Source organism: Geodermatophilus sp. SYSU D00879 (genome assembly GCF_054050375.1).
Genome location: NZ_JBJGZF010000004.1, coordinates 168,340 through 191,832, shown reverse-complemented (window position 1 = coordinate 191,832; position 23,493 = coordinate 168,340). Strand labels below are relative to the sequence as shown.

Genomic DNA, 23,493 nt, shown 5'->3' with positions numbered 1-23,493 from the left:
CCGTGTGCTCAGCGGGCGGTGGGCGGGCCGTCGCCGCGGCGGGCCGGCGGGGTGCGCTCGATGACGGCGGCCACCGCGGCCAGCCCCCGGCTGACCGCCTGACCGGCCGGGGCCAGTGGGGCGGGCGCCCGCCGGACGAGGGTGTCGACGACGTCGCGGCTGCGGTCCAGCAGCGACAGCGGCAGGCCCGAGAGCGCGTTGCCCGGCGGGCGGCGGGACACCGTGGGGTGCGCGCGGGTGGGCGAGATCCGCCGCATCAGCTCCCACCGGCGGCCCAGCCGGCGCAGCTCGGCGGGGTCGAGCCGCTCCTGCAGCCGCGGGAAGAGCAGGTCCTCCTCGTCCCGGACGTCCTCGCGCAGCACCTCGACCAGCCGGCCCAGCCGGGCGGGCCGCGCCGGGTCGTCGGGGCCGCTCTCCTCCAGCGCCGCGACCAGCTCGTTGACCTCCTGGTGCTCGGTCTCGATCCGCCGGGTCAGCGCGTCGCCGTCGGGCAGCACCCGGCGGATCACCGGCCAGAGCACGGTCTCCTCGGCGAACGCGTGGCTGAACACCAGCCGGTCGATGCGCGTCAGCACCTCCTCCTGCGCGCGGCCGGTGGTGCCGTCGAGCTCGTGCAGCAGCCGGTCGAGCTCGACGTGGTCCTCCCGCTGGCGGACCAGGACGCTGCCGGGACCTCCCAGCTCGTCGTCGGTCTGGTCGGCGATGGAACGGGGCACGGGGCCCTCCTCGGAACAGGTGCGGTCGGACCTGCCCGTCCGTGCCCCGATCGCCCCGCCCCCATGCCGCCGGCACGGGTTGCCGCCCCGGGGCGGGGGTAGGCCGGACCCACGGGACAGCGGGGTCCCGGCACCCGGAGGAGGCAGTGCCATGGCCGACCGGCCCACCGTCACGTCGGACTTCTACGAGCTCGAGGCCCTCCTCGACGAGGAGGACCGGGCGACGCTGATGCGCGTCCGGGCGTTCATGGACGAGCAGGTCGAGCCGGTGATCAACCAGTACTGGACCCGGGCCCAGTTCCCCCGCGAGCTCATCCCGGGCCTGGCCGAGCTCGGCATCGCGGGGGCGCAGTACTCCGGCCACGGCTCCCCCGGCCGCTCGTCGCTGTTCGACGGCATGGTCTCGATGGAGCTCGGCCGCGGGGACCCGTCGGTGGCCACCTTCATGGGCGTCCACGGCGGGCTGGCCATGGGCACCCTGCACCTGTGCGCCTCCGAGGAGCAGAAGGAGCGCTGGCTGCCGGGGATGGCGCGGATGGAGACCATCGGCGCCTTCGGCCTGACCGAGCCCGAGCACGGCTCCGACGTCGCCCGCGGCATCCAGACCACCGCCCGCCGGGACGGCGACGAGTGGGTCCTCGACGGGCAGAAGAAGTGGATCGGCAACGGCAGCTTCGCCGACCTGGTCGTCATCTGGGCGCGCGACGTCGAGACCGACCGGGTGCTCGGCTTCGTCGTCGAGACGCCGACGCCGGGCTTCAGCGCCGTCGACCTCGAGGACAAGATCGCGCTGCGGGCGGTGCAGAACGCGCACATCACCCTCGACGGCGTCCGCGTGCCGGAGGAGAACCGGCTGCAGAACGCGAACTCCTTCCGCGACACCGCGAACGTCCTGCGGGCCACCCGGGTGAGCGTGGCGTGGTCGGCGGTCGGGTGCTCGCGCGGCGCGTACGAGCACGCGCTGCGCTACGCGCTGGGCCGCGAGCAGTTCGGCCGGCCGATCACCTCGTTCCAGCTGGTGCAGGACCTGCTGTTCCGGATGCTCGGCAACATCACCGCCTCGGCGGCGCTGTGCGCGCGGGCGTCCCAGCTGCAGGACTGCGGGATGCTGCGCGACGAGCACGCCTCCATGGCCAAGGGCTACAGCACCATGCGCATGCGGGAGACCGTCGGCTGGGCGCGGGAGCTCATGGGCGGCAACGGGATCCTGCTGGAGAACCACGTCGGCCGGTTCGTGGCCGACGCCGAGGCGATCTACTCCTACGAGGGCACCCGCGAGGTCAACAGCCTCATCGTCGGCCGCGCGATCACCGGCACCAGCGCCATCACCTGAGTGGCAGGCCCCCTCGTCACCGGCCGTCCCACCAGCGGGCCGCGGCCTCGGCGGGGGTGAGCCCGTCGACGGCGACGGAGCGGTTGAGCCGGATCAGGTCGATCGTCGTCAGCTGGGCGCTGACCGCGTCCAGCGCGGCGCTCAGCCGCTCGCCGCCCTCGGCGGCCACCTCGGTCCGCACGAGCGGCACCACGTTCTCCCGCGGCTGCAGCGCCAGGTCGTCGCGCAGCAGGTGCAGCGAGGCGTCGGTCAGCCGGGCGTCGGTCGTCTCCAGCATCCCGACGTCGACCTGCCCGGTGAGCAGCGCCTCCACCGTGGCCGCCCGCGACGGCATGCTGCGCACCTCGGCGAACTCGATGCCGTACACCTCGCGCAGCCCGGGCAGGCAGAACCGCCGCTCGCTGCACTCGGGCGGGCCGCCGAACACCAGCTCCGGGGCGATCGCGGCGAGGTCGCTGAGCGTCGTCACCTCCCGCCGGGCGGCGAGGTCGGTGAGCACGACGAACCCGTTCTGGTCCTCCGCCTCGGCCGGGGCCAGGACGGTCAGCCCGCGCGGCGCGAGGGCGGCGGCCAGCCACTCCCGCAGGACGGCGGGGTCGTGGGACGCCGTCCCCGCACCGGCCTCCAGGAACTCCGACGCGGTGCCCAGGTACTCCACGACGAGGTCGACGACGCCCTGCTCGAGCGCCGGGAAGACCACCTCGCGGGTGCCGATGCCGTGCTGCACCGCAACCTCGAAGCCGGCCCGCCGGACCGCCTCGGCGTACACCTCGGCGAGGGTCTGGTTCTCCGGGAAGTCGTAGGACGCCACCCGGACGACGCCGTCGGCGGGCGGGCCGGCGTCCGCGGCCGGGGAGCCGCAGGCGCCCAGCACGGCGACGGCGAGGAGCAGCGCGGCGAGCGGTCGACGACGCATCGCGGACCCTCCCGGGACAGGAGGCGACGCCCCGCGGGCGGACTGGCGCGGGGACGGCCACGCTAGCCCTGCTCGGGACCAAGGTCGATGGTCCCGCGAGCGCAACCGGAGCAGCATCGGGCGGCATGGCGGCCACGGCGCGACCCCCGGCGCCCCGGGCACCCGGCCGCGCTCCGACGCCGCAGGCACCGGCGACGGCGCCTGCGGCGCAGCACCCCGCGGGAGGACAGGTCCGGCGGCCGGACCTCCCGCCGATCCAGCACGTCCACCGCAGGCGCCGCCCCTCCGGCGAGCCGCCGCCGCTGCCGCGGCACCTCAACGCCTCGGGCAAGTGGTGGCTGGCGCTCAGCGGCGGCGTCGTCGTCACCTGGGGCGTCGTGCTCCTCACCGGCAGCGCGGCGTTCTTCGACCTGGTCGACACCCGGGTGCTGCAGGCGATCGCCGCGATCCGCTCCCCCGGCCTCACCGACGTCGCCGAGGTGGCCGGCGTCCTCGGCACCAGCCGGGCGATCCACCTGCTGTGGCTGGCCAACCTCGTCGTGCTGGCGGTCTTCCGCCGCTGGCGGCACCTGTTCGTGTGGATCGGGGTCGGCCTGCTGGTGGTGAACACCGCCGCGACCCTGGCCGCCACGCTGCAGCGCCCCCGGCCCTACGAGGTGGAGATCCTCGGCAGCTGGTCGGGCTTCTCGATGCCGTCGGTGCCGATGACCGTGCTGGCCACCTTCCTCGTCAGCACCCTCTACTCGCTGGTGCCCGCGGGCCACCTCCGGGACGTCGGCAAGTGGGTGGTGTGGGGCCTGCTGCTGGTCACCGCGGCCTCCCGGCTCTACCTGGCCCAGGACCACCCCACCGACGTCCTCGCCGGGGTCGTCCTCGGCGTCGCCGCTCCGCTGGCCGCCTTCCGGCTGCTGACGCCCAACGAGGTGTACCCGGTCCGCTACCGGCGCGGCAGCCCGGCGCACCTCGACGTCACCGGCGCCCGCGGGGAGGCCATCGTCCGGGCGCTGCAGGACCAGCTCGGGCTGGTCGTCACCTCGGTGAAGCCGTTCGGCCTGGCGGGGTCGGGCGGGTCGACGCCGCTGAAGATCACCGTCAAGGCCACCGACGCCGCCGAGCAGGAGGAGAGCTGCGTCTTCGGCAAGCTCTACGCCGCCACGCACGTGCGGTCCGACCGCTGGTTCAAGCTGGGGCGCACGCTGCTCTACGGGCGGCTCGAGGACGAGAAGCCGTACCACAGCGTGCGGCGGCTGGTGCAGTACGAGGACTACGTGCTGCGGCTGCTCTCCGACGCCGGCCTGCCGGTGCCGCACCCGCTGGGGATCGTGGAGATCACCCCGGAGCGGGAGTACCTCCTGGTCGCCGAGTTCCTCCAGGGCGCGCGGGAGATCGGCGACCCCGAGGTCGTCGTGGACGACGCGGTGATCGACCAGGGGCTGGCCGTGGTGCGGCGGATGTGGGAGATCGGCATGGCCCACCGCGACATCAAGCCGGCCAACGTGATGGTGCGCGACGGCACGCTGTTCCTCATCGACTCGGCGTTCGCCGAGGTGCGCCCCAGCCCGTGGCGGCAGGCGGTGGACCTGGCCAACATGCTGCTGGTCCTCGCGCTGCGCACCGACGCCCGGACCGTCTACGAGCGGGCGCGCCTGCAGTTCTCCGACGAGGAGCTGGCGGAGGCCTTCGCCGCCACCCGCGGGCTCACCATGCCCTCGCAGCTGCGCCGGATGCTGCGCGCGCAGGGCCGCGACCTGCACCGGGACTTCCTCGAGCTGCTGCCCTACCGGCTCCCGCCGGTGCGCATCCAGCGGTGGACCTGGCGCCGGGCCGGGCTGTGCGTGGTCACCGCGCTCGCCCTCGTCCTCACCCTCGCCGTCGCCGTCGACCTGCTCGGGTCCCCGCTGTGAGCGCCGCCCGGCGCCCGGCCGCCGCAGCGGTGCTGGCGGCCGCCCTGCTGACCGCGGGCTGCGCGCCGGGCACCCCGACCGTCAGCGGCGAGCTGCCCGCCTGCCGCACCGGCGACGACGACCGGGCCGCCCACGGCGTCGTGCTCATGGCCCAGGCGGTGCCGACGGCGACCTGGGTGCCGTGCGTGGAGAGCGTCCCGGTGGGCTGGACCTTCGCCGGCCTCGACGCCCACTCGGGCTCGGCGCGGTTCTGGCTGAACTCCGACCGCGACGGCTACCACGCCATCGAGGTGCGGCTGACCGCCGGCTGCGACACCGCGGGCGCCACCGAGATCCCCAGCGACCGGGACGGGCTCAAGCGCTTCGAGCGGGTCGTCCGGGTGACCCCGGAGTACCTGGGCCGCCGCTACTACGTCTTCCCCGGCGGCTGCCTGACCGTCGTGTTCACGCTCTCCGGCGACAACCGCGGGGAGCCCCTGGTCCTCGCCACGCAGAGCCTCGGCGTGGTGAGCCGCGAGGTGCTCGCCGGCGAGGTGCACGAGGAGAGCGGCGGCCGGCTGACCCTCGACCCGCCGCCCGCCGACGCCGCCGGCCCCGAGGACGAGGGGGACCCGCCATGACCGCCGTGACCCCGCAGGCGCCCCTCGAACGGCCGTCCCGGCGCAAGCCCCTGTGGCGTCGGGTGCTCGCCCCGCTGTTCTCGCTCGCGCTGGTCGCCGCCGTCTTCCTGTGGTTCCTGCCGCGCTTCGCCGACATGACGCAGGTCTGGGACGCGGTGGTCGACCTGTCGTGGGCGTCGCTGCTGCTGCTCCTGGTCGTGGCCGCCTGGAACCTGGCCACCTACCAGTTCGTGATGGTCGTGACCATGCCCGGCCTGCGGCTGCGGGAGGCGACGGTCTCGACCCTCACCACCACCGCGGTGTCGAACACCGTCATCGGCGGGGCGGCGATCTCGCTGGGGCTGACCTACGCGATGAACTCGTCGTGGGGGTTCTCGCGGTCCCGGACGTCGGTGTCGCTGCTGCTGTCGGGACTGTGGAACAACTTCGCCAAGCTCGCCCTGCCGGTGGTCGCCCTCGTGTTGATGGCCTTCACCTCCTCCACTCCCGGTCCCGGCCGGGTGGCCGCGGGGATCGCCGGGGTGGCCGGGCTGGTCGCGGCCGTGGTCGTGCTCGGCCTGCTGCTGCACAGCCGGGAGGGCGCCGCCCGGATCGGCCGGGGCAGCGGGCGGGTCGCCTCCGCGCTGATCCGGCCGTTCGGCCGCCCGCCCGTGCAGGGCTGGGACAAGGCGACGACGAAGTTCCGCGACCGGACCGCGCTGCTGCTGCGCGCCCGCTGGCACTGGCTCACCCTCGCCACGCTGGTCAGCCACCTGTCGCTGTTCCTCGTGCTGCTCATCGCGCTGCGCGCGGTGGGCGTGACCGCCGAGCAGGTCAGCGTCGTCGAGGCGCTCATGGTGTTCGCCTTCGCCCGCCTGCTCACCGCCATCCCGTTCACCCCGGGCGGGCTCGGGGTCATCGAACTGGCGCTCATCACCGGCATGTCGGCCTACGGCGGGGACCGGTCGCTGGTGGCCGCGGCCGTGCTCGTCTTCCGGGGCCTCACCTACCTGCTGCCCATCCCCCTCGGCATCGGCACCTACCTGTTCTGGCGGCACAACCGCTCGTGGCGGCGCGAGCCCAACTCCGCACCGCGCACGGAGCTGGTACCGGAGACGGCGTGACCGGGCGGACGGCGACCCGCCCGCGCCCGCCGGTCGCCCGGGGCGGTCGGGAGGTGGTCCTGGCCGCCGTCGGCGCGGCGCTGCTGGTGCTGGCCGCGCTGCCGGTCGAGCGGACGTCGGTGCCCCCGGCCGAGGCGGCGGTGTTCCGGGCGGTCAACGGGGTCGACGTCGTGCCGTTCGTGGTGGTCTGGCCGGTCATGCAGCTGGGGAACTTCCTCGTCGTGCCGGCGGCCGCCGTGGTCGCGGCCGCGCTGCGGCGGTGGCGGCTCGCGCTGGGGCTGCTGCTCGCCGGCGTCGGGACCTATCTGGCGGCGAAGGGCATCAAGGACGTCGTCGTGCGCGGCCGGCCCGACGGGCTGCTCGACGACGTCGTGATCCGGGGGGCGGCCGCGCGGGGCCGCGGGTTCCTGTCCGGGCACGCGGCCGTCGTGGTCGCCGTGCTCACCGTGGCCTGGCCGTGGCTGCGCCGCCGCGGGCGGATCGCCGGGGTGGTGCTGGCGGCGCTGGTGTGCCTGGCGCGGGTGTGGACCGCGGCGCACCTGCCGCTGGACGTCGTCGGCGGCGTCGGGCTGGGCCTGCTCGTCGGGGCGGTGGTGCTGCTGGTGGTGGGCCGTCCGCGGTGAGGTCTGCCGCCGGACGCCGCCTGTGGTTGAGTGACTGGGGTCACAGGAGGCCTCAAGACCCGAGGAGCCCGGGATGACCACCACCGCCCCGCGCCCGTCCGCCCCGCCCCGTCCGCGTCCCGCCGCGGCCCCCGACGGGGGCCAGCCCTCCTCCCCGGAGGCGTCCGAGGCGGTCACCGGCCTGGACATGGTGCTGGTCGACGGCGCCCGCGGGCCGCTGCGGCGGATGGTCCCGCCGGCCCGCACGGTCGCCCGGTTCGGCGCGTCGCTGGCGCGCCGGCCCGAGACCGTCGTCCGGACCGGCGGGGACCTGGTGCGCGAGCTGGGGCGGATCGCGGTGGGCCGCTCGGAGGTCGCCCCCTCGCCGAAGGACCGCCGCTTCGCCGACCCCGCCTGGACCGGCAACCCGTTCCTCCGGCGGACCATGCAGGCGCACATCGCCGCCGCGCAGGCCGCCGCGCGCCTGGTCGAGGACGCCGACCTCGACTGGCAGGACGACGAGCGGATCCGGTTCACGATGACCAACGTCGTCGACGCGCTGGCGCCGTCCAACGTCCCGTTCCTCAACCCGCTGGCGCTCAAGGCGGTCATCGACACCGGCGGCCGCAACGCGGTCAGCGGGCTGCGCCGGATGGTCTCGGACCTGGTGTCCCCGCCGCGGGTGCCCTCGATGGTCGAGCCCGACGCCTTCACCGTGGGCGAGGACCTCGCGGTCACCCCGGGCGCCGTCGTCCTGCGGACCGACGTGTTCGAGCTGATCCAGTACCGGCCGACGACGGAGACCGTCCGCACCGTCCCGCTGCTGATGGTGCCGCCGACGATCAACAAGTACTACATCACCGACCTCGCGCCCGGCCGCAGCATCGTGGAGCACTACGTGGCCGCCGGCCAGCAGGTCTTCATGATCAGCTGGCGCAACCCCGACGAGCGGCACGCCGACTGGGGGCTGGACACGTACGGCCAGGCCGTCCTGGACGCGATGGACGCCGCGCAGCGCATCACCGGGAGCGAGCGGGTCGCCCTCCAGGCGTTCTGCTCCGGCGGGATCATCACCGCGATGGTGCTGGCCCACCTCGCCGCCACCGGGCGGCTGGACCGGGTGGCCGCCGCCAGCTTCGCCGTCACCGTCCTCGACTGGGCGCGGGCCGGCACGGTGTCGGCGCTGATGGACCCCGAGGCGGTGCGGGAGGCGACCGAGAAGTCCCGGCGGAAGGGCTACCTCGACGGCGCGATGCTCGCCGAGGTGTTCGCCTGGCTGCGCCCCAACGACCTGGTGTGGAACTACTGGGTCAACAACTACCTGCAGGGCAAGCCGCCGGCCGCCTTCGACATCCTCTTCTGGAACGCCGACACCACCCGGATGAGCGCGGCGCTGCACCGGGACTTCATCGAGGTCGCGGTCGGCAACTCCCTCACCCGGCCGGGCGCGGCCACGATGCTCGGCACGCCGGTGGACCTGTCCGCCGTCGACGTCGACGCCTACGTCACCGCCGGGATCGCCGACCACCTCTGCCCCTGGCAGGCCTGCTACCGCACCACCCAGCTGCTCGGCGGGGAGAGCCGGTTCGTGCTGTCCACCAACGGCCACATCGCCTCGCTGGTCAACCCGCCGGGCAACCCGAAGTCGACGTTCCAGGTGGCGCCGGACACCCCGGCCGACCCGGAGGAGTGGCTGTCCCGGGCGACGAAGGAGAAGGGCTCCTGGTGGCCGGACTTCATGGCCTGGCTGGGCGAGCGGTCGGGGGACGAGGTGCCCGCGCCGGAGTCGCTCGGGAGTGCGGAACTGCCGGTCCTGGGGGACGCTCCTGGGACCCATGTCCTCGAGAAGTGAGTCCGTCCGCACGCTGACCGTGCTCGGCCGCACCCTGCGGGTGGCCGAGCGGCGCGGCGACGGCACGACGCCGCCGCTGCTGCTCATGAACGGCATCGGCGCGAGCCTGGAGGTGCTGCAGCCCTTCGTCGACGCGCTGGACCCGCGGCGCACCGTCGTCCGGTTCGACGTCCCGGGCGTGGGCGGGTCCCCGCGGCCGGTCGTCCCCTACGTGCTGGGCACGCTGACGCCGGTGGTGGCGGGGGTGCTGCGCCGGCTGGGCCACGACGGGCCGGTCGACGTCCTGGGCCTGTCCTGGGGCGGCGGCCTGGCGCAGCACTTCGCCGTCCAGCACCGCCGCCGCTGCCGCCGGCTGGTGCTCGCGGCCACCGGCACCGGCGCGCTGATGGTGCCCGGCTCGCCGCGGGTGCTCTCGCACATGCTCACCCCGCGGCGGCACCGCGACGCCGAGTACGCCCGGCGGATCGCGCCGGTCATCTACGGCGGCTCGGTGCGCACCGACCCGGAGCGGGCCGCGCGGGCGCTGCACGCGCACGAGCGCACGGGGCCGGGGCGCGGCTACTACTACCAGCTGGCGGCGAGCTCGGGCTGGAGCAGCCTGCCGTTCCTCTCCCTGGTCCGGCAGCCGACGCTGGTGGTGGCCGGCGACGACGACCCGATCGTCCCGCTGGTCAACGCCCGGATCATGGCCCGGCTCATCCCCGACGCCCGGCTGCACGTGTACCGCGGCGGCCACCTGGCGCTGGTCACCGAGGCCCACGAGCTCGCGCCGGTGGTCGAGGACTTCCTCGACGCCGACCCGGAGGACGCGGCCTAGAGCCCGCAGGCGTCGCCGCCGTCGACGAAGCCCTGCCGGAAGGAGTCGACCAGCTCGAAGCCGGACAGCTCCGGCTCCGGGACGACGGTCGGCTCGGTGGCGTACTGCAGCAGCACCACCGCGGCCTCGTCGACGTCCCCGGGCGAGAGGTCCACCGGCGCGCCGTCGAGCGCGCCGAGGTACGCCTCGCGGGCCAGCCAGCCGGTGGCGCACGCCGCGCTGGCCACCGCCTCGGGGTCGTCCACCGACAGCCCGCGCTGCTCGCGGACCGCCATCGCGTAGGGCAGGCCGAGCAGCGTCGTGACGGCGAAGTCGCCGACGTCGTCGTAGGCCGGCTCCAGCAGGTCGGCCGCGTCGTAGCGGACCGACCCGTCCTCGGGGCAGAACTGCAGGTCGAGCTCGGCGCCCTCGCCGGTGCACACCGCGCCCGCGCCGTCGGCCGCCCGGACCTCGGGCGCGGCGAACGGGCCGCCGAGCGGGTCGGTGCCCGGGAAGCCGCGGGTCAGGGCCTGCTGCCAGAAGCCGGCCAGCACGTCGTCGGCGCCGTCGACCACGGCGCGGTAGGACCGGTCGCGCCCGCCCGGGCGCGGGGAGACCTCCTGCTGGGTGTACAGCCGGGACCCGTCGAAGGTGGCGCAGGCCTCCGGGCCCTCGGCGTAGCCCTCCTGGAAGGCCGACAGCTGGTCGAACAGCGACCCGTGCGCGTCCTCCGCGTCGGGCGGGGTGCCGACGGCGTCGCCGAAGTACAGGTAGCCGAGCAGGTAGGGGTCGAGCTCCTTGGGCCGCACCGCGAAGTGCTCGGACCGGCCGGTGACCACCCACTTGGTCCACGCGCCGGCGAAGCACTCGGCCTGGGTCTCGGCGACGATCGAGGGGTCGTCCAGCCCGGCCTGCGCCTGGACGGCGTGGCTGATCTCGTGCGCCATGATCTCGGCGACGATGAAGGGGCCGTAGTCCCCGACCAGGTCGGCCAGCCAGGCCCGGTCGTACACGACGACGTCGTCGTCGCCGCAGTAGAAGGCGTTGTCGGCGAGGCCGTCGACGTCGTCGGGGAAGCAGGCGCCGTCGGGCAGGGCGGCGGGGTCGGTCTCGGCCGGGTCGACCGACCAGAAGCCGCCCTCGACCGCCCCGAACCGCCCGCCGAACACCTCCGGGTAGGTCCGCTCCCACCAGGTGAGGACGTCGGCCACCGCGTTGCGCGCCACCCGGTCGGCCGGGTCGCCCTCCTCGGCCAGGTGCAGCCGCACCTCGACGTCGGTGGCGTCGGTGGTCGCCGTCCCCGTCGGGGACGCCGTGCCGGGGACGACGGCGGTGCAGCCGCCCGCCAGCACGCCCGCCACCAGCAGCACGCCGGCGGCCGGGCGGCGCGGGCGGGCGGCGGCAGGCATCGTGACAGGGAGGCTCCCCGGCGGCGACCCCGCGGTCAACGGGGCCGCGCGCCCGGTCAGGAGGCCGGCACCGCCCGCGGCGCGCCGTCGCCGCGCGGGGCGGGCACGCGGACCGGCGCCGACCGGAGCAGCGCCCCGGCGGCCTCCGGCGGCAGCGGGCGGTGGATGAGGTAGCCCTGCGCGTGGTCGCAGTCCTGCTCCCGCAGCCGCTCGAGCTGCCCCGGCTCCTCCACGCCCTCGGCGACGACGTCGAGGCCGAAGGTGTGCGCGGCCCGGATGACCAGCGCCACGAGCTCCCGCTGCCCCGGGTCGGGCGAGGTGACGAAACTCCGGTCGATCTTGAGCGTGTCGACCGGCATGTGCCGCAGCTGCCCGATCGAGGTGTAGCCGGTGCCGAAGTCGTCGATGGCGATGGCCACGCCCATCTCCCGCAGTCGTGCGAGGTGGGTCATGGCGACCGGGTCATCGACCAGGACGGTCTCGGTGACCTCGAGGACCAGCAGGTGCGCCGGCAGCCCGGAGGTGGCCAGCGCGTCGGTGACGTCGGTGACCACGCGCGGGTCGGTGAGGTGCCGCCCCGAGACGTTGACCGCGACCGTCGGTTCCGGCGCGCCCGGCACCGGCGGCACCTCGGCCCGCCAGGCGGCCAGCTGCCGGGTGGCCTCGTGCAGCACCCACCGGTCCAGCTCGCAGACCAGGCCGGAGCTCTCCGCGACCGGCACGAACTCGTCCGGCGGGACGAACGCGCCGTCGCGCTGCCAGCGCACCAGCGCCTCGAAGCCGTGCAGCCGCTGCCCGTCGACGTCGACCACCGGCTGGTAGTGCAGCCGCATGTCGCCGTTCGCCAGCGCGGCGGTGATGGCCGCCTCGGTCTCGGCGCGGACGGCGAGCTGCCGCCGCAGCGCCTCGTCGAAGACCTCGGCCCGGCCGCGGCCGCGCTGCTTGGCGCGGTAGGCGGCGGTGTCGGCCTCGGCGAACAGGACGTCGGCGTCGGCGCCGCCGTCCCGGCTGACCGCGATGCCCACGCTGGCGCCGACCCGCACGGCGACACCGCCCACCGCGATCGGCTCGCTCACGCCCGCGATCAGCCGCTCGGCGAGGTCCTGCAGGTCGCGCTCGACCGCGACCGGCTCGACGAGGACGACGAACTCGTCCCCGCCGAGGCGGCAGACGACGTCGCCGGCGCGGACCAGCGCGCGCATCCGGGCGGCGACCTCGCGCAGCACCGTGTCGCCGGCGGCGTGGCCGTGGGCGTCGTTGACCGCCTTGAACCCGTCGAGGTCGACGAACAGCAGGCCGGTCATCTCGCCGGAGCGGCGGGCGCGGTGCAGCGCCGAGGTGACCAGGGTCAGCGCCTGGGCCCGGTTGGGCAGCTCGGTGAGCGGGTCGTGGGTGGCGCGGTGGGCGAGGGCGAACTGCAGCTCCTCCCGCTGGCGCACCGACGAGACGATCTGCTGGATCGAGGCGTGCACGACCTCGCCCAGCGGGCCGGGCAGGGGCCGGTCGAGCAGCGCGTCGTCGAGGTCGCCGCGGGCCACCGCCTGGGCCTGGTCCTGGATGCGGCGCAGCCCGGCGACGGCGTCCCCGAGGGCGGCGGACACGGTGCGGACCTCGCGCGGGCCGGCGACCTCGACCTCCACGAGCTCGCCCTCGCTGATCCGGGTGGCCTGGCCGGCCAGCACGCCCAGCTCGCGCGACACGGTGCGGCCGGTCCACACCGCGCCCAGCAAGGACAGCAGCAGCAACCCGACCCCGACCTGCAGCGTGGTGCGCAGGTCGGCGGCGGCCTCCTCGCGGTCGGCCGCGGCCAGGCGCAGCACCGTGCCGACCGCGGTGTCGACCAGCCCGGCGAGCCGGGCGTCGCGGTCCCCGCTGCTGAACAGCAGCTCGGCCATGCCGGTGACGTCGGCCGCGTGGGCGGCGTTCGGGGTGTCGGACGGGGTGAGCAGCCGGTCGAGGCCGGTGACGGGGTCGGAGTCGCGGACCTCCTCCCACGCCCGCCGCAGCGAGTCCTGGGACAGCTCGTCCATCTGCCGCTTGGCGTCGGTGTAGGACAGCCAGCCGGTCTCCCACGCCAGGCGGGAGCCGATGAGCGCGGTGTCGGCCGCGAACAGCGAGCCGAGGTAGAGCGGCATCTGCCGGCTGGCGTCCTGCGCGAGCCGGGCGACGGTCTGGACGTCCTGGACCGCGCGCACGGTGGCCGCCGGCACCCCCTCGGAGACGGCGGCCGAGGCGGCGGCGCGCTCGGCGGTCATGATCTCGTTGGAGAGGTCGAGGTAGCCCAGGTAGACCTGCTCGAGGCGCACGCCGCCGCTGTCGGTGCGGGCCCGCCACCAGGCCAGGGCCTCGGCCGCCCGGCCGGCGACCTCCGACCAGAGGGAGCCCTCGGGGACCGCGGCCAGCGCCCGGTCGGTGACCGCGCGGCGCTCGGTGAGGGCCTGCTCGGCGGTGCCGCGCATCCCGGTCAGCAGCCACGGCTGCACGCCGAGCTGAGCGGCCGCCGCCGGGTCGTCGATGACCGTCAGGGCCAGCGCCGGCAGGACCTCCTGTTCGGCGGCCGTCCGCAGCGCGTCGAGCTGGGCGAACGCCCGGATCCCGTCCTCCGCGCGGGTGGCGCTGGCCACCTCGGCCGAGCGCGCGCCCGCGATGAGCGCGGTGAGCACGCCGACCCCGACGAGCGGGACGGTCACCAGCGCCGTGAGGTGGCACCACAGCGGGACCCCGCGGCGGCGGGAGCGGGTCGTCGTCGACTCGGCCATGCCCCGGGGGTCGGCACGGTTCCGGACGAACTCGACCCGCTACCCGCCGGTCACCCCCCGAGAGGGTGGGTGCGGATCGCGGTGACCAGGGAGCAGCCGTCGGGCCCGAACGGGTCGACGACGAAGCCGAACTGCACGAGCACGTCGGCGAGCAGCGCGTTCATGGTCCGCTGCACGGCCGTGTCCAGCGCGGCGCCGCGGACCTGCTGCAGGCTCATCCGGTCGTGCTGGCGCCAGCTCACCAGGACCCCGCCGTGGGTGGTCTCCGGGGTCAGGCACACCCCGCCGGCCGCGGCGGTCGCCGGGTCGGTGGCCGAGCAGTCGTGCAGCGACAGGCCGGCCTCGACCAGCGCGGCGGCGACCTCCACGACCAGCGTGGTCAGCGCGTCCTCGTCGGTGAGCAGCTCGTCCCAGTCCTCGGGCAGCCGGTCGAGCTGGGTGCCGAGCTCGGTCAGCCACGCCCGGTCCTGCGGCGAGGGCCGCCGGGCGACGGTGCCGTCCTCGCGGAGCACGCCGTGGACGGTGCGGACCCCGCCGTCGAGCTCGCAGGCCACGGCCGCCCAGTCGGCCTCCACCCGGTCGTCGAACGGCCCGGCGAGCGCGACGGGCCGGTCCCCGGTCCCGTCGGCCAGCCACCACGCCGTCGGCGCGCCGGCCGAGCCGCTGCGCCGCCCGGCGGGGTGGGTCGCCAGCCCGACGGCGGTGCGGGCCGGGGTGGCCGTGGCGACGGCGCGGCCCGCGGCGGCCTCGCCGCCGCCGGTCGGCAGGGCCGGCACCGGGGTCTTCAGCAGGACGGGGACGGTGTCGTCGGCGCCCGCCGCGGCCGCCGCGGGCGGGTCGGCGGGCGGCTGCCGCCGGCCCGCGGCGTTGCGCTCGAACTCGTAGCGGGCCGTCGAGCTGCGGCCGAGCGCGACGACCAGCCCGGCCATCGCGAGGAACCCGAGGACGGCGACCGCCGGCCAGACCAGGACGGCGGTGATCACCAGGCGCACCAGGACCGCTGCGGGCCGGCGCCCCAGTCGGCCGCCCGTCGCACCCAGCCACGCACGACCGCCACCGGGTCCACCGGCACGCGGTCGGCGGCGTCGCCGGGGAGGGACGGGTCGAGGGTGGTCAGGGTGTCGGACTCGAGGCCGAGCAGGTCGAGCAGGTCGGCGATGCCGAGCCCGTCCCCGGGCGGGACCGGGGACGAGGAGGTCCGGCGGGGTGCCGGCAGGGTGGGCGCGCTCACGGTGTTCCTCCAGGACGTCGTCCCGGCCGGGGAAGTGCCGGGGACACCGAGAGCATCGGGCCCGCGCACCCCGCGGAGCCCCTGCTGGACACGGCTCCCCGGCGGCGTCACGTGATCGTTGTGTGCGCCCGTCCGCGGGGGTGGTGACCGTGTGCAACCGACGACGGCTTGTCGACTCGCGGTGCGTCCCCCCGCGTGGACGGCGCCCGCGGCCGGTCGGTGACCCCGGACGGCGGCGTGTCGGCGCGGGTCAGCCCCGGGTGGTCGTCCTGTGGGGCGCGCCGCTGCCGTCGTGGGTGGTCCACTCGCCGGTCGGGCGGCCGCGGTCGGACCACCCGGAGCGCAGCTCCGTCCCGTCGAGGCGGAACCACTCCCCGTAGCCGTCGGGCTGCCCGCCGGCGACGTGCCCGCGGGCGCGCAGGGACCCGTCGCGGTGCCGCTCCTCGTGCGGTCCCTCGGTGGACTCGGCCCGGGGCACGTCCGCCTCCGTCCTCGGGTCCCCCGGTGGCCCGGAGCCTGCCACGGGGGTCCGACGGGCGGCGGGAGCCGGGAACGACACCGGGACGCCGTCGGTGTCGACGGCGTCCCGGGAGGGCGTGCTGTGTGTCGCGTGCGGGGTTACTCGGGGTGGCGGACGACGTGCCCGCCGGCCTCCTCGCCGAGCGGCGTGACGTCGAGGCCGCGCAGCCACAGCACGTCGGCGAGCGCGCGGTTCATGACGGCCTGCACCGAGATGTCGGCGACCAGCCCGTGCACCTGCTCGACGCTCATCCGGTCGTGCTGCCGCCAGCCGACGACGACGCCGTCGAGGGCCGGCTCGGCGCTGACGCAGGCCCCGCCGAGCGCGGCGCCGTCACCGGCGGCGTCCCACAGCGGCAGGCCGGCCTCGGTGAGCGCGGCGGTGACCTCGACGACCAGGGTGGCCAGCGGGTCCTCGTCGGACAGCTCGGCGTCCCAGTCCGCGGGCAGCCGGTCGAGCTGGTCGCCGAGGTGGCCCAGCCAGGCCAGCTCCTGCGGGGAGGGCCGGCGGTGCAGGCCGCCGTCGGGTCGGAGGACGCCGTAGACCGGCCGGGCGTCGCCGGCGTGCATCGAGGCGGCCCAGGCCGCCTCCGACCGGTCGGGGAAGGGACCGTCGACGAGGCGGTCGCGTCCCTGCCCGTCGTCGACGACGAGCCACCAGCCCAGGCGTGCCTGGCCGTCGACCCGGATCTCACTGCTGCGGAGTGCCACTGGTTCCACCGTTCATCCCGTCCATGGGGCCGCCGCTGGGGAAGCGCGACGGCGCCCGCGCCCGCCGGGTGAGGGCGGAGCGGGTGGCAGAAACGTAGGGGCGCGGGGCCCGCCACGGCGCCCCGCGGAACGCCTGCGTGACACGGCGTAAGCGGATCGTTGCGAAGGCCTCCGACACGGACGGTGACCGGCTCCTCCAACCGCCCACATGTCGACCGTTCCACGCTCGCGCGGGCGTGGGGATGTGCCGAAACCGCACGACGACGCCGTTTCGGCTCAACCCCGCGGCGCGTCCCGGCGGCGGCGCGGGCGCATCGGGACCGCGCCCGGCCCGGATGCGCGATCATCCCCGGGACGAACGGAGGAGACCCGTGACCGACAGGCCCGTGACCGACAGTGCACCGGTGGTCGTCGACGACACGGCGGCCAGCCGCTTCGAGGTCCTCGTGGACGGCGCGGTGGCCGGCTACGCCGAGTACCGGCGGACGGCGTCGGCGCTGTCGTTCACCCACACCGTCGTCGACCCCGCCTTCGAGGGCCGGGGGCTGGGCTCCGTGCTCGCCCGCGGCGCCCTCGACGCCGCCCGGGAGGCGGGTGCGCGGGTCCTGCCGTTCTGCCCGTTCATCCGGGGATACATCCGGCGGCACCCTGACTACGTGGACCTCGTCCCCGCCGACCGCAGGGCACAGTTCGGGCTGGCGCCGGCCGCCGACCACCCGACCCCCGACGACCCGAGGTGAGACCCGAGATGACCGAGACCCGCGACCTGACGGCACTGGAGGCCGAGCGTGCCCGCATCCGCGCCGCGCACCTGAGGCCGGCCGGGGAGCGCCCGCCGTCGACCGCCCGCGGCCTGCACCACACCGCGCTGATCAGCAGCGACGTCGAGCGCACCGTGCGCTTCTACCAGGACGTCCTCGGCTTCCCGCTGACCGAGCTGGTCGAGAACCGCGACTACCCCGGCTCCTCGCACTTCTTCTTCGACATCGGCAACGGCAACCTGCTCGCGTTCTTCGACTTCCCCGGCCTCGACGTCGGCCCCTACGCCGAGGTGCTCGGCGGGCTGCACCACATGGCCATCAGCGTCGAGCCCGAGCGCTGGCACGAGCTGGTGCGGCGGCTCGCCGACGCCGGGGTGCCGCACGAGGTGCACAGCGGCGTCTCGGTCTACTTCCGCGACCCCGACGGCGCCCGCATCGAGCTCATCGCCGACCCGCTCGGGGAGATGTACGGCCTGTCCGTGCTCTGAGGACCGGGGCGGTCAGTCGTCGCCGCCGCCGTTGCCGTTCCCGCGGCCGTTCCCGCGACCGTTGCCGTTTCCGCTGTCGTCGTCCCCGCCCTCGTCCTCGCCGCCGCCCTCCCCGCTGTCGCCGCCGCCCTGGTCCTGCGGCGGGGGCGGGGTGGCGTAGGTGACGGTGACCGTCGACCCCACGACGACCGGGCCGGCCGGGTCGACGGCGACCACCTGCCCCTCCGGGACGTCGCCGGTGACGACCGTGCCCGGCTGCACCTGGAGCCCGAGCGCGGCCAGCTCCGCATGGACGTCGGGGAACGGGCGCCCGACCAGGGCCGCGGCCACGACGTCGACGGTGGGCGGCGGAGCGGGCTCGGTGGTGGTCGGCGCGGAGGACGACGGCGCGGCGGACGCGGACGGCGGCGGGGTCGAGGACGGCGCCGCGGACGGGGACGGGTCCCCGCGGGTGCCGAGGACGACCGCCACCCCGGCGAGGGCGAGGACGAGCAGCGCGAGGGCGCCGGCGAGCAGCCGGCGGCGCCGCGGCGCCTCCTCGGGGACGTCGACGGGCCCCGAGGCGCCGGCCGGGAGGACGGTCGTCTGCTGCGCGGCCGCGACGGGGAGGACGAGGGTGGCCGACGACGCGCTCGGGGCCGACCGGCCGGCCAGCACCGCGTCGGCGGCGTCGCGCAGGGCGGCGCCGTCGGGGAAGCGGGCGGCCGGGTCCTTGGCCATCGCCCGCGCCACCAGCGCGCGGACGTCCGGCGGCACGTCGGCCGGCAGCGGCGGCGGCTGCTGCTGGACGTGCATGAGGAGCACCTGCACCGGGCTCTCGGCGTCGAAGGGCACCCGCCCCGTGAGGCACTGGTGGGCGACGACGCCGAGGCCGTAGACGTCGCTGGCGGGCGAGGCCTTCGCGCCCTGCACCTGCTCCGGGGAGATGTACTGGGCGGTGCCCATCACCTGCCCGGTCTGGGTCATGGGCACCGACGACGCCGAGAAGGCGATCCCGAAGTCGGTGATCTTCACCCCGCCGTCCGGCGTGACGAGCAGGTTGCCCGGCTTGACGTCGCGGTGGACGACGCCGGCGGCGTGCGCCGTCGCCAGCCCCGCGGCGGCCTGCCGCACGATCCGCAGCGTCTCCGTCGCGCCCAGCCCGCCGGTGCGCGCGACGACCGCCGACAGCGGCTCCCCGGCCACCAGCTCCATGACCAGGTAGGCCAGCGGCTCGCCGTCGGGGCTCACCGTCTCGCCGTAGTCGTGCACCGCGGCGATGTGCGGGTCGGTCAGCAGCGCGGCGTGCCGCGCCTCCGCGCGGAAGCGCTGCAGGAAGGACGGGTCGCCGGTGTACTCGCTGCGCAGGACCTTCACCGCGACCGGCCGGTCGAGCAGCGTGTCGTGCCCCCGCCAGACCCGTCCCATCCCGCCGCTGGCGAGCACGGAGTCCAGCCGGTAGCGGCCGCCCAGCAGGTCGCCCGTCGGGCGCATCGGTCCTCTCCCCCTCGTCGTCCGGTGGCCGTTCCCCGGCCGCCGGACGCCCGCGGCGGGGACGACCGGCCTCAGGAGACGGTACGTCGCGCGGGGTCGGGGAACGAGCGGTCCCCGAAGAGCACGCGGCGTGCCGCGGCGCGTCCCGGCGCCGTGCGCAGCACTGCGAAGGCGGCTGCCGCCGTCGCGGGGGTGCGCACCGCGGCCAGTCCCCGGCGCAGCAGCAGCCGGCCGCGGAACGCGGCGCGCAGCGCGGCGCCGTCGTAGTGCCGCAGCGCGTCGGCCCGGCCGGTCCGCAGCGCGCCGTCGAGGACGTCGGCGGCGTGGCGGGACAGCCGCAGGCACGGGTCGAGACCGCCGGCGGTGAGCGGGGACACCGCGCCCGCGGCGTCCCCCACGAGCAGCCCGTCCGCGCAGCAGATCCGGCGCAGCAGGCCGCCGACGGGGATCGGGCCGCCGCGCCGCTCCACCTCGCCCGGCCGGTCCGCGGGCAGACCCGGCGCCGCTGTCGCGAACCGCCGCAGCGCCGCGCGCATGCCGTCCGGGAAGCGGGCGGCGTACCCGGCGACGCCGACGTGGGCGTGCCGGCCGTCGTCGACCACCCAGGCCAGGTAGCCGGGGGCCAGCGAGGGGTCGAGCACGCAGTGGAAGGTCGGCGGTCCCCCGCCGTCCGCGACCGGGAACACCTCCTCGGCGCCGACCAGCAGGTGGGCGTTGCGGTCCAGGCCGAGGTCGCGGGCGACGGCGGACCGGGCGCCGTCCGCGCCGACGACGAACCGCGCCCGCACGCGCGCGGCCCCGTCCGGGCCGGCCAGCAGGGACACGCCGTCCGCGCGCCCGGCGTAGCGGGTGCCGAGGGCGAGCCGGACGCCGGCGTCGGCCGCCTCGCGGGCGGCGGCCCGGTAGAGCGCGCCCATGTCGCCCACGCGGTACTCGTCGCGGTCGCTGTCCAGGACCACCGGCCGGCGCCGGTCCGGCGGGTACAGGACCACGCGCCGGATCGGCGGGCCGAGGCAGTCCGGTGGCAGCGCGAAGTCGTCCAGCGTCTTGCGGACGAAGATGCCCGTGGTGCGGATCGCGCCGTCCAGGCGCCGCCGCCGGTCGGCCAGCAGCACGTCGTGGCCGCGGCGGGCGAGCAGCGTGGCGGTGTGCAGGCCGGCCAGCCCGGCGCCGACGACGAGGACGTCGGCGGTGTCGGGGCCGCTCACCGGTCGGCGAGGACGTCGCCGTAGCGCCTGGCCAGGCCGCGGACCTCGATCACCGCGAGGCCTCGTGCGCCGGCTGCGACGCCTCCTGCCCGTCGGGCACCCACTCGAGGATGTCGCCGGGCTGGCAGTCGAGCACCCGGCACATCGCCTCGAGGGTGCTGAAGCGGACCGCCTTGGCCCGGCCGTTCTTGAGCACCGCGACGTTCGCCGGGGTGAGCCCGACCCGCTCGGCGAACTCGCCCACGCTCATCTTCCGCCGGGCCAGCTCGACGTCCAGACGCACGACGATGGGCATCAGATGACCGCTTCCATGTCGCTGCGCAGCACGGTGGCCTGCCGCAGCAGCGCCCGCATGACGACCATGAGCAGCCCGACCACGGCGCCGACCAGCAGCAGCACGACCAGCAGCGCGGGGAGCACGGGGTCGTCGCTGACCTCGTCGACGACGAAGTAGTAGGCGCAGACGAAGGCGCCGAGCAGCATCAGCCACCCGGCGGCCATGGCACCGACGATCGCGTCCACCCACGGCTGCGAGCTCGCGCTGAAGATGCGGTCGGCCGTGACCAGCGTCAGCAGCTGCCAGGTGCAGACGATGACGACCTGGACGCACCCGAGCGCGAGCACCAGGACCGTCCACATGACCCAGCCCATCGCCGTCTGCTCCCGCGACGGGTCGGCGACGTCGGGCACCAGCTCCGGCACGGCCCAGACCTGGGCGGCGGCGAGCGCGGCGAACACGACGACCAGCAGGACCCGCAGGGGCACGACCACCCGGTGCACACGTGACATGCATCGACTGTCGCTCATCATCCATCGAATGTCGATAGACAGTTGTCGCCGAACGAGAGATCACCTCGCTGTGGAGAGCGCACCGGTCCCGGGCCCGGCGGCCCTCGCGTCAGGCGCGCGGCGTCAGCAGCAGTCGCACGTCTCGTCGCAGCAGTCGTCCTCGATCGGGTCGCTCACGGTTCGTCACCTCCCCTCGAGGGCGGGCACCAGGTGCCGGGGGTGGGTGGCGGGCACTGCGCCGAGGGCAGGGCGTCGGCCATCGCCCGCATCTCGGCGCGGAGGGCCACGAGGCGGGCGATCTCGGCGTCGACCTCGTCCAGGCGCCGGCGCAGCAGCTGCTCGGCCGGCTCGCAGGGACACGTCCCGGTGTCGCGCACGGCCAGCAGGTCGCGGATGTCGGACAGCCGCAGGCCCAGGCGCTGGGCGCCGCGGATGAAGTGCAGCCGGTCGACGGCGCCGGCGTCGTAGCTGCGGTAGCCCGCCGCGGTTCGCTCCGGCTGGGGCAGCAGGCCCACGCGCTCGTAGTAGCGGACGGTGTCCGTCGGGACCCCCGCCGCGGACGCCAGCTCCGCGACGCGGAGCCCGCGGACGGCTGTCGCTGTCATGCCCGCGACGCTAGGCCTGTGACCCGGGTCCAGGGTCAAGCCCGACGCGCGGCGGGACCGTCCCCGGCCGGCGCCGGCGCGACGACCTCGTCGGTGCGCGGCCAGGGGCAGCGCGGCGCCTGTCGGTCCGTGTCCACAGGAGGCGGACCCGGTGGCGCGCCGGGCGGGCCCGCGCCGCTCTCGACGTGGTCCACCAGCCGCTCGACGAAGCGTGCGGCGGGGGCGCCGTCCACCACGTCGTGGTCGAAGGCGACCGTGAGGCCCAGGACCTCCCGCGCCTCGATCCGGTCCCCCACGACCACCGGCTTGGCGTGCGATGCCGCCCACGAGCAGGTCGAGGGGGTGGCCGTTCGGCGCCGGCGCCCAGCCGGTTCCACCGGGGGACACTCGCAGCGACAGGACGACGCTCCAGGCCGGTCACGTGCGCGACGCAGGCGGCTCCCGCCGAGGCGGCACGAACAGCCCCGCCCGCTCCGCGCGCACCGCGGCGAGGGTCCGCGACGGCGCCGCCAGCTTGACCAGGACGTGCTCCAGGTGCGCAGCGACGGTGCGCGGGGCGACGACCAGCACGCGGGCGATCGTCGCGTTCGACGCCCCCTCGACCAGCAGCCCCAGGACCTCGAGTTCGCGCGGTGTGAGCCCGCGCAGGTCCCCGGGCGGTGACACCAGCACCAGCCCGGTCAGGTGGAGCGGCAGGTCTGCGGGAGGAGCCATCGCGGTGATGCGCAGGTGTCCGTGCGGGGCGTGCCGGCCGCCCAGCGGCCACAGGAAGGTCGCGTAGGTCCGGCCGGAGGCGAGGTGCTCGCGGGCGGCGATCAGCGCCGGCGAGCCGGCGGCGAGCAGCGCGTGCCCGTCCAGCCCCGGTAGCAGCGCGATCTCGCCGTCGGCGTGGAGCACCACCCCGCCCCGCGCTCCCTGCACCAGGCCGACGGCCGCGGTCAGGGAGCGCAGCGGGTCGATCGCGGAGGCGAGCGCCGCGGTGACCCGGGCGAGAACCGGGCGCATCCGCGGCAACCGTGACCGCACCCCGTCCGTCAACAGCGCGAGATAGCCGACCTGGCGCCGGCCGGGCGCGAACAGGGACACGGCCATCGAGTCGCGGTAGCCCGCGGGGAGCAGCTGGTCGGCCCAGGTGGGCAGTTCCTCGACCGGGTAGGGCAGGTCCGACGGGCTGATCGGAGCGGAGGCGCGGTGGCTGCTGGTCACCTCGACGTCGCGGATGTGCGCGGGGCTCTCGAGGAACGCCACGATCGAGTCGGTGAGATCCGCGCTGGCCAGCGTGGTGTAGACCGGGTGCCGCAGGTCGGCGAGAGCCAGCCACGCGCCCTCGAACGGAACGACGCGGCGGAGCCCCGCCAGCAGCTGCTCGGCGCGGCGGGGCTGCGTGTCCGCGGAGGCGGCCACCTCGGTCATCTCCCGACCGACGACCGCGTCGTCACGCACGGTCACTCCCCTCGTCCGACGGGTGAGCTGCGCGGGAGTCGTCGGGGACCGCGCACTTCGGCCTGCACCGACGATGAACGGCGGTGTGCCGGCCCGCCCCGCGGCGGTCGACCGATGCCGCGCCCACCGCCGCACGGGGGGCGCGCCGAACGCTACGCCCCGCCAGATCCGCGGAGGTCCCCCGGCGTCGGTCTCGGCGCGACCAGACCACAGCGCCACGGCAGACGGCCACGGCAGACGGCAAGGAACGGCCGG

The 23,493-nt window shown here is 76.0% G+C and carries 24 protein-coding genes; 9 read left to right on the top strand and 15 right to left on the bottom strand.

What is annotated here, in order from left to right:
* Window positions 1-8 precede the first annotated feature (8 nt).
* Window positions 9-716 (bottom strand): hemerythrin domain-containing protein, encoded by a 708-nt coding sequence (locus tag ACI79B_RS08175; RefSeq protein ID WP_456927545.1) that lies wholly within the window; start codon window positions 714-716, stop codon window positions 9-11.
* 151 nt (window positions 717-867) lie between these two features.
* Here ACI79B_RS08175 and ACI79B_RS08170 point away from each other — a divergent pair, with 151 nt between their 5' ends.
* Complete coding sequence (locus tag ACI79B_RS08170; RefSeq protein WP_456927544.1) at window positions 868-2,049, top strand: acyl-CoA dehydrogenase family protein; 1,182 nt, start codon at window positions 868-870, stop codon at window positions 2,047-2,049.
* 16 nt (window positions 2,050-2,065) lie between these two features.
* Here ACI79B_RS08170 and ACI79B_RS08165 read toward each other — a convergent pair whose 3' ends face one another.
* Window positions 2,066-2,965, bottom strand: coding sequence for an ABC transporter substrate-binding protein (locus tag ACI79B_RS08165; protein ID WP_456927543.1), 900 nt, complete (start codon window positions 2,963-2,965; stop codon window positions 2,066-2,068).
* A 125-nt stretch (window positions 2,966-3,090) separates the two neighbouring features.
* On the opposite strand from ACI79B_RS08165, the gene ACI79B_RS08160 reads away from it, so the two are divergent.
* The 6 genes from ACI79B_RS08160 (at window position 3,091) to phaZ (ending at window position 9,863) form a co-directional block, all read left to right on the top strand.
* Window positions 3,091-4,869 carry a phosphatase PAP2 family protein gene (locus ACI79B_RS08160; RefSeq protein WP_456927542.1) on the top strand — a complete coding sequence of 593 codons (1,779 nt, stop codon included), beginning with the start codon at window positions 3,091-3,093 and terminating at the stop codon, window positions 4,867-4,869.
* Window positions 4,866-5,489 (top strand): hypothetical protein, encoded by a 624-nt coding sequence (locus ACI79B_RS08155; RefSeq protein ID WP_456927541.1) that lies wholly within the window; start codon window positions 4,866-4,868, stop codon window positions 5,487-5,489. The genes ACI79B_RS08160 and ACI79B_RS08155 overlap by 4 nt, the downstream gene beginning before the upstream one ends.
* Window positions 5,486-6,592, top strand: a complete 1,107-nt coding sequence (locus ACI79B_RS08150; RefSeq protein ID WP_456927540.1) for a lysylphosphatidylglycerol synthase transmembrane domain-containing protein — start codon at window positions 5,486-5,488, stop codon at window positions 6,590-6,592. The genes ACI79B_RS08155 and ACI79B_RS08150 overlap by 4 nt, the downstream gene beginning before the upstream one ends.
* A complete protein-coding gene (locus tag ACI79B_RS08145; RefSeq protein WP_456927539.1) occupies window positions 6,589-7,215 on the top strand; it encodes a phosphatase PAP2 family protein in 627 nt (208 codons plus the stop codon). The genes ACI79B_RS08150 and ACI79B_RS08145 overlap by 4 nt, the downstream gene beginning before the upstream one ends.
* A gap of 73 nt (window positions 7,216-7,288) precedes the next feature.
* On the top strand, window positions 7,289-9,046 hold the full coding sequence (locus ACI79B_RS08140; RefSeq protein ID WP_456927538.1) for a PHA/PHB synthase family protein: 1,758 nt from the start codon (window positions 7,289-7,291) through the stop codon (window positions 9,044-9,046).
* On the top strand, window positions 9,030-9,863 hold the full coding sequence (gene phaZ, locus ACI79B_RS08135; protein WP_456927537.1) for a poly(3-hydroxyalkanoate) depolymerase: 834 nt from the start codon (window positions 9,030-9,032) through the stop codon (window positions 9,861-9,863). The genes ACI79B_RS08140 and phaZ overlap by 17 nt, the downstream gene beginning before the upstream one ends.
* Here the strand turns inward: phaZ and ACI79B_RS08130 are convergent.
* The 6 genes from ACI79B_RS08130 to ACI79B_RS08105 all read right to left on the bottom strand — a co-directional run bounded on the left by ACI79B_RS08130 (window position 9,860) and on the right by ACI79B_RS08105 (window position 16,471).
* Window positions 9,860-11,251 carry a neutral zinc metallopeptidase gene (locus tag ACI79B_RS08130; RefSeq protein WP_456927536.1) on the bottom strand — a complete coding sequence of 464 codons (1,392 nt, stop codon included), beginning with the start codon at window positions 11,249-11,251 and terminating at the stop codon, window positions 9,860-9,862. The two genes, phaZ and ACI79B_RS08130, sit on opposite strands and share 4 nt — an antisense overlap.
* A 56-nt stretch (window positions 11,252-11,307) precedes the next feature.
* Window positions 11,308-14,010, bottom strand: a complete 2,703-nt coding sequence (locus ACI79B_RS08125) for a putative bifunctional diguanylate cyclase/phosphodiesterase (RefSeq protein ID WP_456927535.1) — start codon at window positions 14,008-14,010, stop codon at window positions 11,308-11,310.
* A gap of 50 nt (window positions 14,011-14,060) precedes the next feature.
* Window positions 14,061-14,993, bottom strand: a complete 933-nt coding sequence (locus tag ACI79B_RS08120) for a hypothetical protein (protein ID WP_456927534.1) — start codon at window positions 14,991-14,993, stop codon at window positions 14,061-14,063.
* Window positions 14,990-15,241, bottom strand: coding sequence for a hypothetical protein (locus tag ACI79B_RS08115; protein ID WP_456927533.1), 252 nt, complete (start codon window positions 15,239-15,241; stop codon window positions 14,990-14,992). Before ACI79B_RS08115 ends, ACI79B_RS08120 begins: the two co-directional genes overlap by 4 nt.
* Before the next feature lie 250 nt (window positions 15,242-15,491).
* On the bottom strand, window positions 15,492-15,719 hold the full coding sequence (locus ACI79B_RS08110; protein WP_456927532.1) for a hypothetical protein: 228 nt from the start codon (window positions 15,717-15,719) through the stop codon (window positions 15,492-15,494).
* A 140-nt stretch (window positions 15,720-15,859) separates the two neighbouring features.
* The gene (locus ACI79B_RS08105; RefSeq protein WP_456927531.1) at window positions 15,860-16,471 is read right to left on the bottom strand and encodes a hypothetical protein; all 612 of its coding nucleotides are present in this window, start codon (window positions 16,469-16,471) and stop codon (window positions 15,860-15,862) included.
* Window positions 16,472-16,713: 242 nt separating this feature from the next.
* Between ACI79B_RS08105 and ACI79B_RS08100 the strand changes: the two genes are divergently transcribed.
* Entirely contained in the window at window positions 16,714-17,211 is a 498-nt protein-coding gene (locus tag ACI79B_RS08100) for a GNAT family N-acetyltransferase (RefSeq protein ID WP_456927594.1), read from the top strand.
* Between the two features lie 8 nt (window positions 17,212-17,219).
* A complete protein-coding gene (locus tag ACI79B_RS08095) occupies window positions 17,220-17,720 on the top strand; it encodes a VOC family protein (RefSeq protein ID WP_456927530.1) in 501 nt (166 codons plus the stop codon).
* Between the two features lie 12 nt (window positions 17,721-17,732).
* Here ACI79B_RS08095 and ACI79B_RS08090 read toward each other — a convergent pair whose 3' ends face one another.
* The 7 genes from ACI79B_RS08090 to ACI79B_RS08060 all read right to left on the bottom strand — a co-directional run bounded on the left by ACI79B_RS08090 (window position 17,733) and on the right by ACI79B_RS08060 (window position 23,238).
* Window positions 17,733-19,193, bottom strand: coding sequence for a serine/threonine protein kinase (locus ACI79B_RS08090; RefSeq protein WP_456927529.1), 1,461 nt, complete (start codon window positions 19,191-19,193; stop codon window positions 17,733-17,735).
* Window positions 19,194-19,264: 71 nt separating this feature from the next.
* A complete protein-coding gene (locus tag ACI79B_RS08085; RefSeq protein ID WP_456927528.1) occupies window positions 19,265-20,401 on the bottom strand; it encodes an FAD-dependent oxidoreductase in 1,137 nt (378 codons plus the stop codon).
* A gap of 49 nt (window positions 20,402-20,450) precedes the next feature.
* Entirely contained in the window at window positions 20,451-20,696 is a 246-nt protein-coding gene (locus ACI79B_RS08080; RefSeq protein ID WP_456927527.1) for a helix-turn-helix domain-containing protein, read from the bottom strand.
* Window positions 20,696-21,190 (bottom strand): DUF2975 domain-containing protein, encoded by a 495-nt coding sequence (locus ACI79B_RS08075; protein WP_456927526.1) that lies wholly within the window; start codon window positions 21,188-21,190, stop codon window positions 20,696-20,698. Before ACI79B_RS08075 ends, ACI79B_RS08080 begins: the two co-directional genes overlap by 1 nt.
* A 173-nt stretch (window positions 21,191-21,363) precedes the next feature.
* Window positions 21,364-21,795, bottom strand: coding sequence for a heavy metal-responsive transcriptional regulator (locus ACI79B_RS08070; protein WP_456927525.1), 432 nt, complete (start codon window positions 21,793-21,795; stop codon window positions 21,364-21,366).
* A 35-nt stretch (window positions 21,796-21,830) separates the two neighbouring features.
* Window positions 21,831-22,172 carry a 2-oxo acid dehydrogenase subunit E2 gene (locus ACI79B_RS08065; protein WP_456927524.1) on the bottom strand — a complete coding sequence of 114 codons (342 nt, stop codon included), beginning with the start codon at window positions 22,170-22,172 and terminating at the stop codon, window positions 21,831-21,833.
* 40 nt (window positions 22,173-22,212) lie between these two features.
* Entirely contained in the window at window positions 22,213-23,238 is a 1,026-nt protein-coding gene (locus ACI79B_RS08060) for a response regulator transcription factor (RefSeq protein ID WP_456927523.1), read from the bottom strand.
* Window positions 23,239-23,493: the final 255 nt, after the last annotated feature.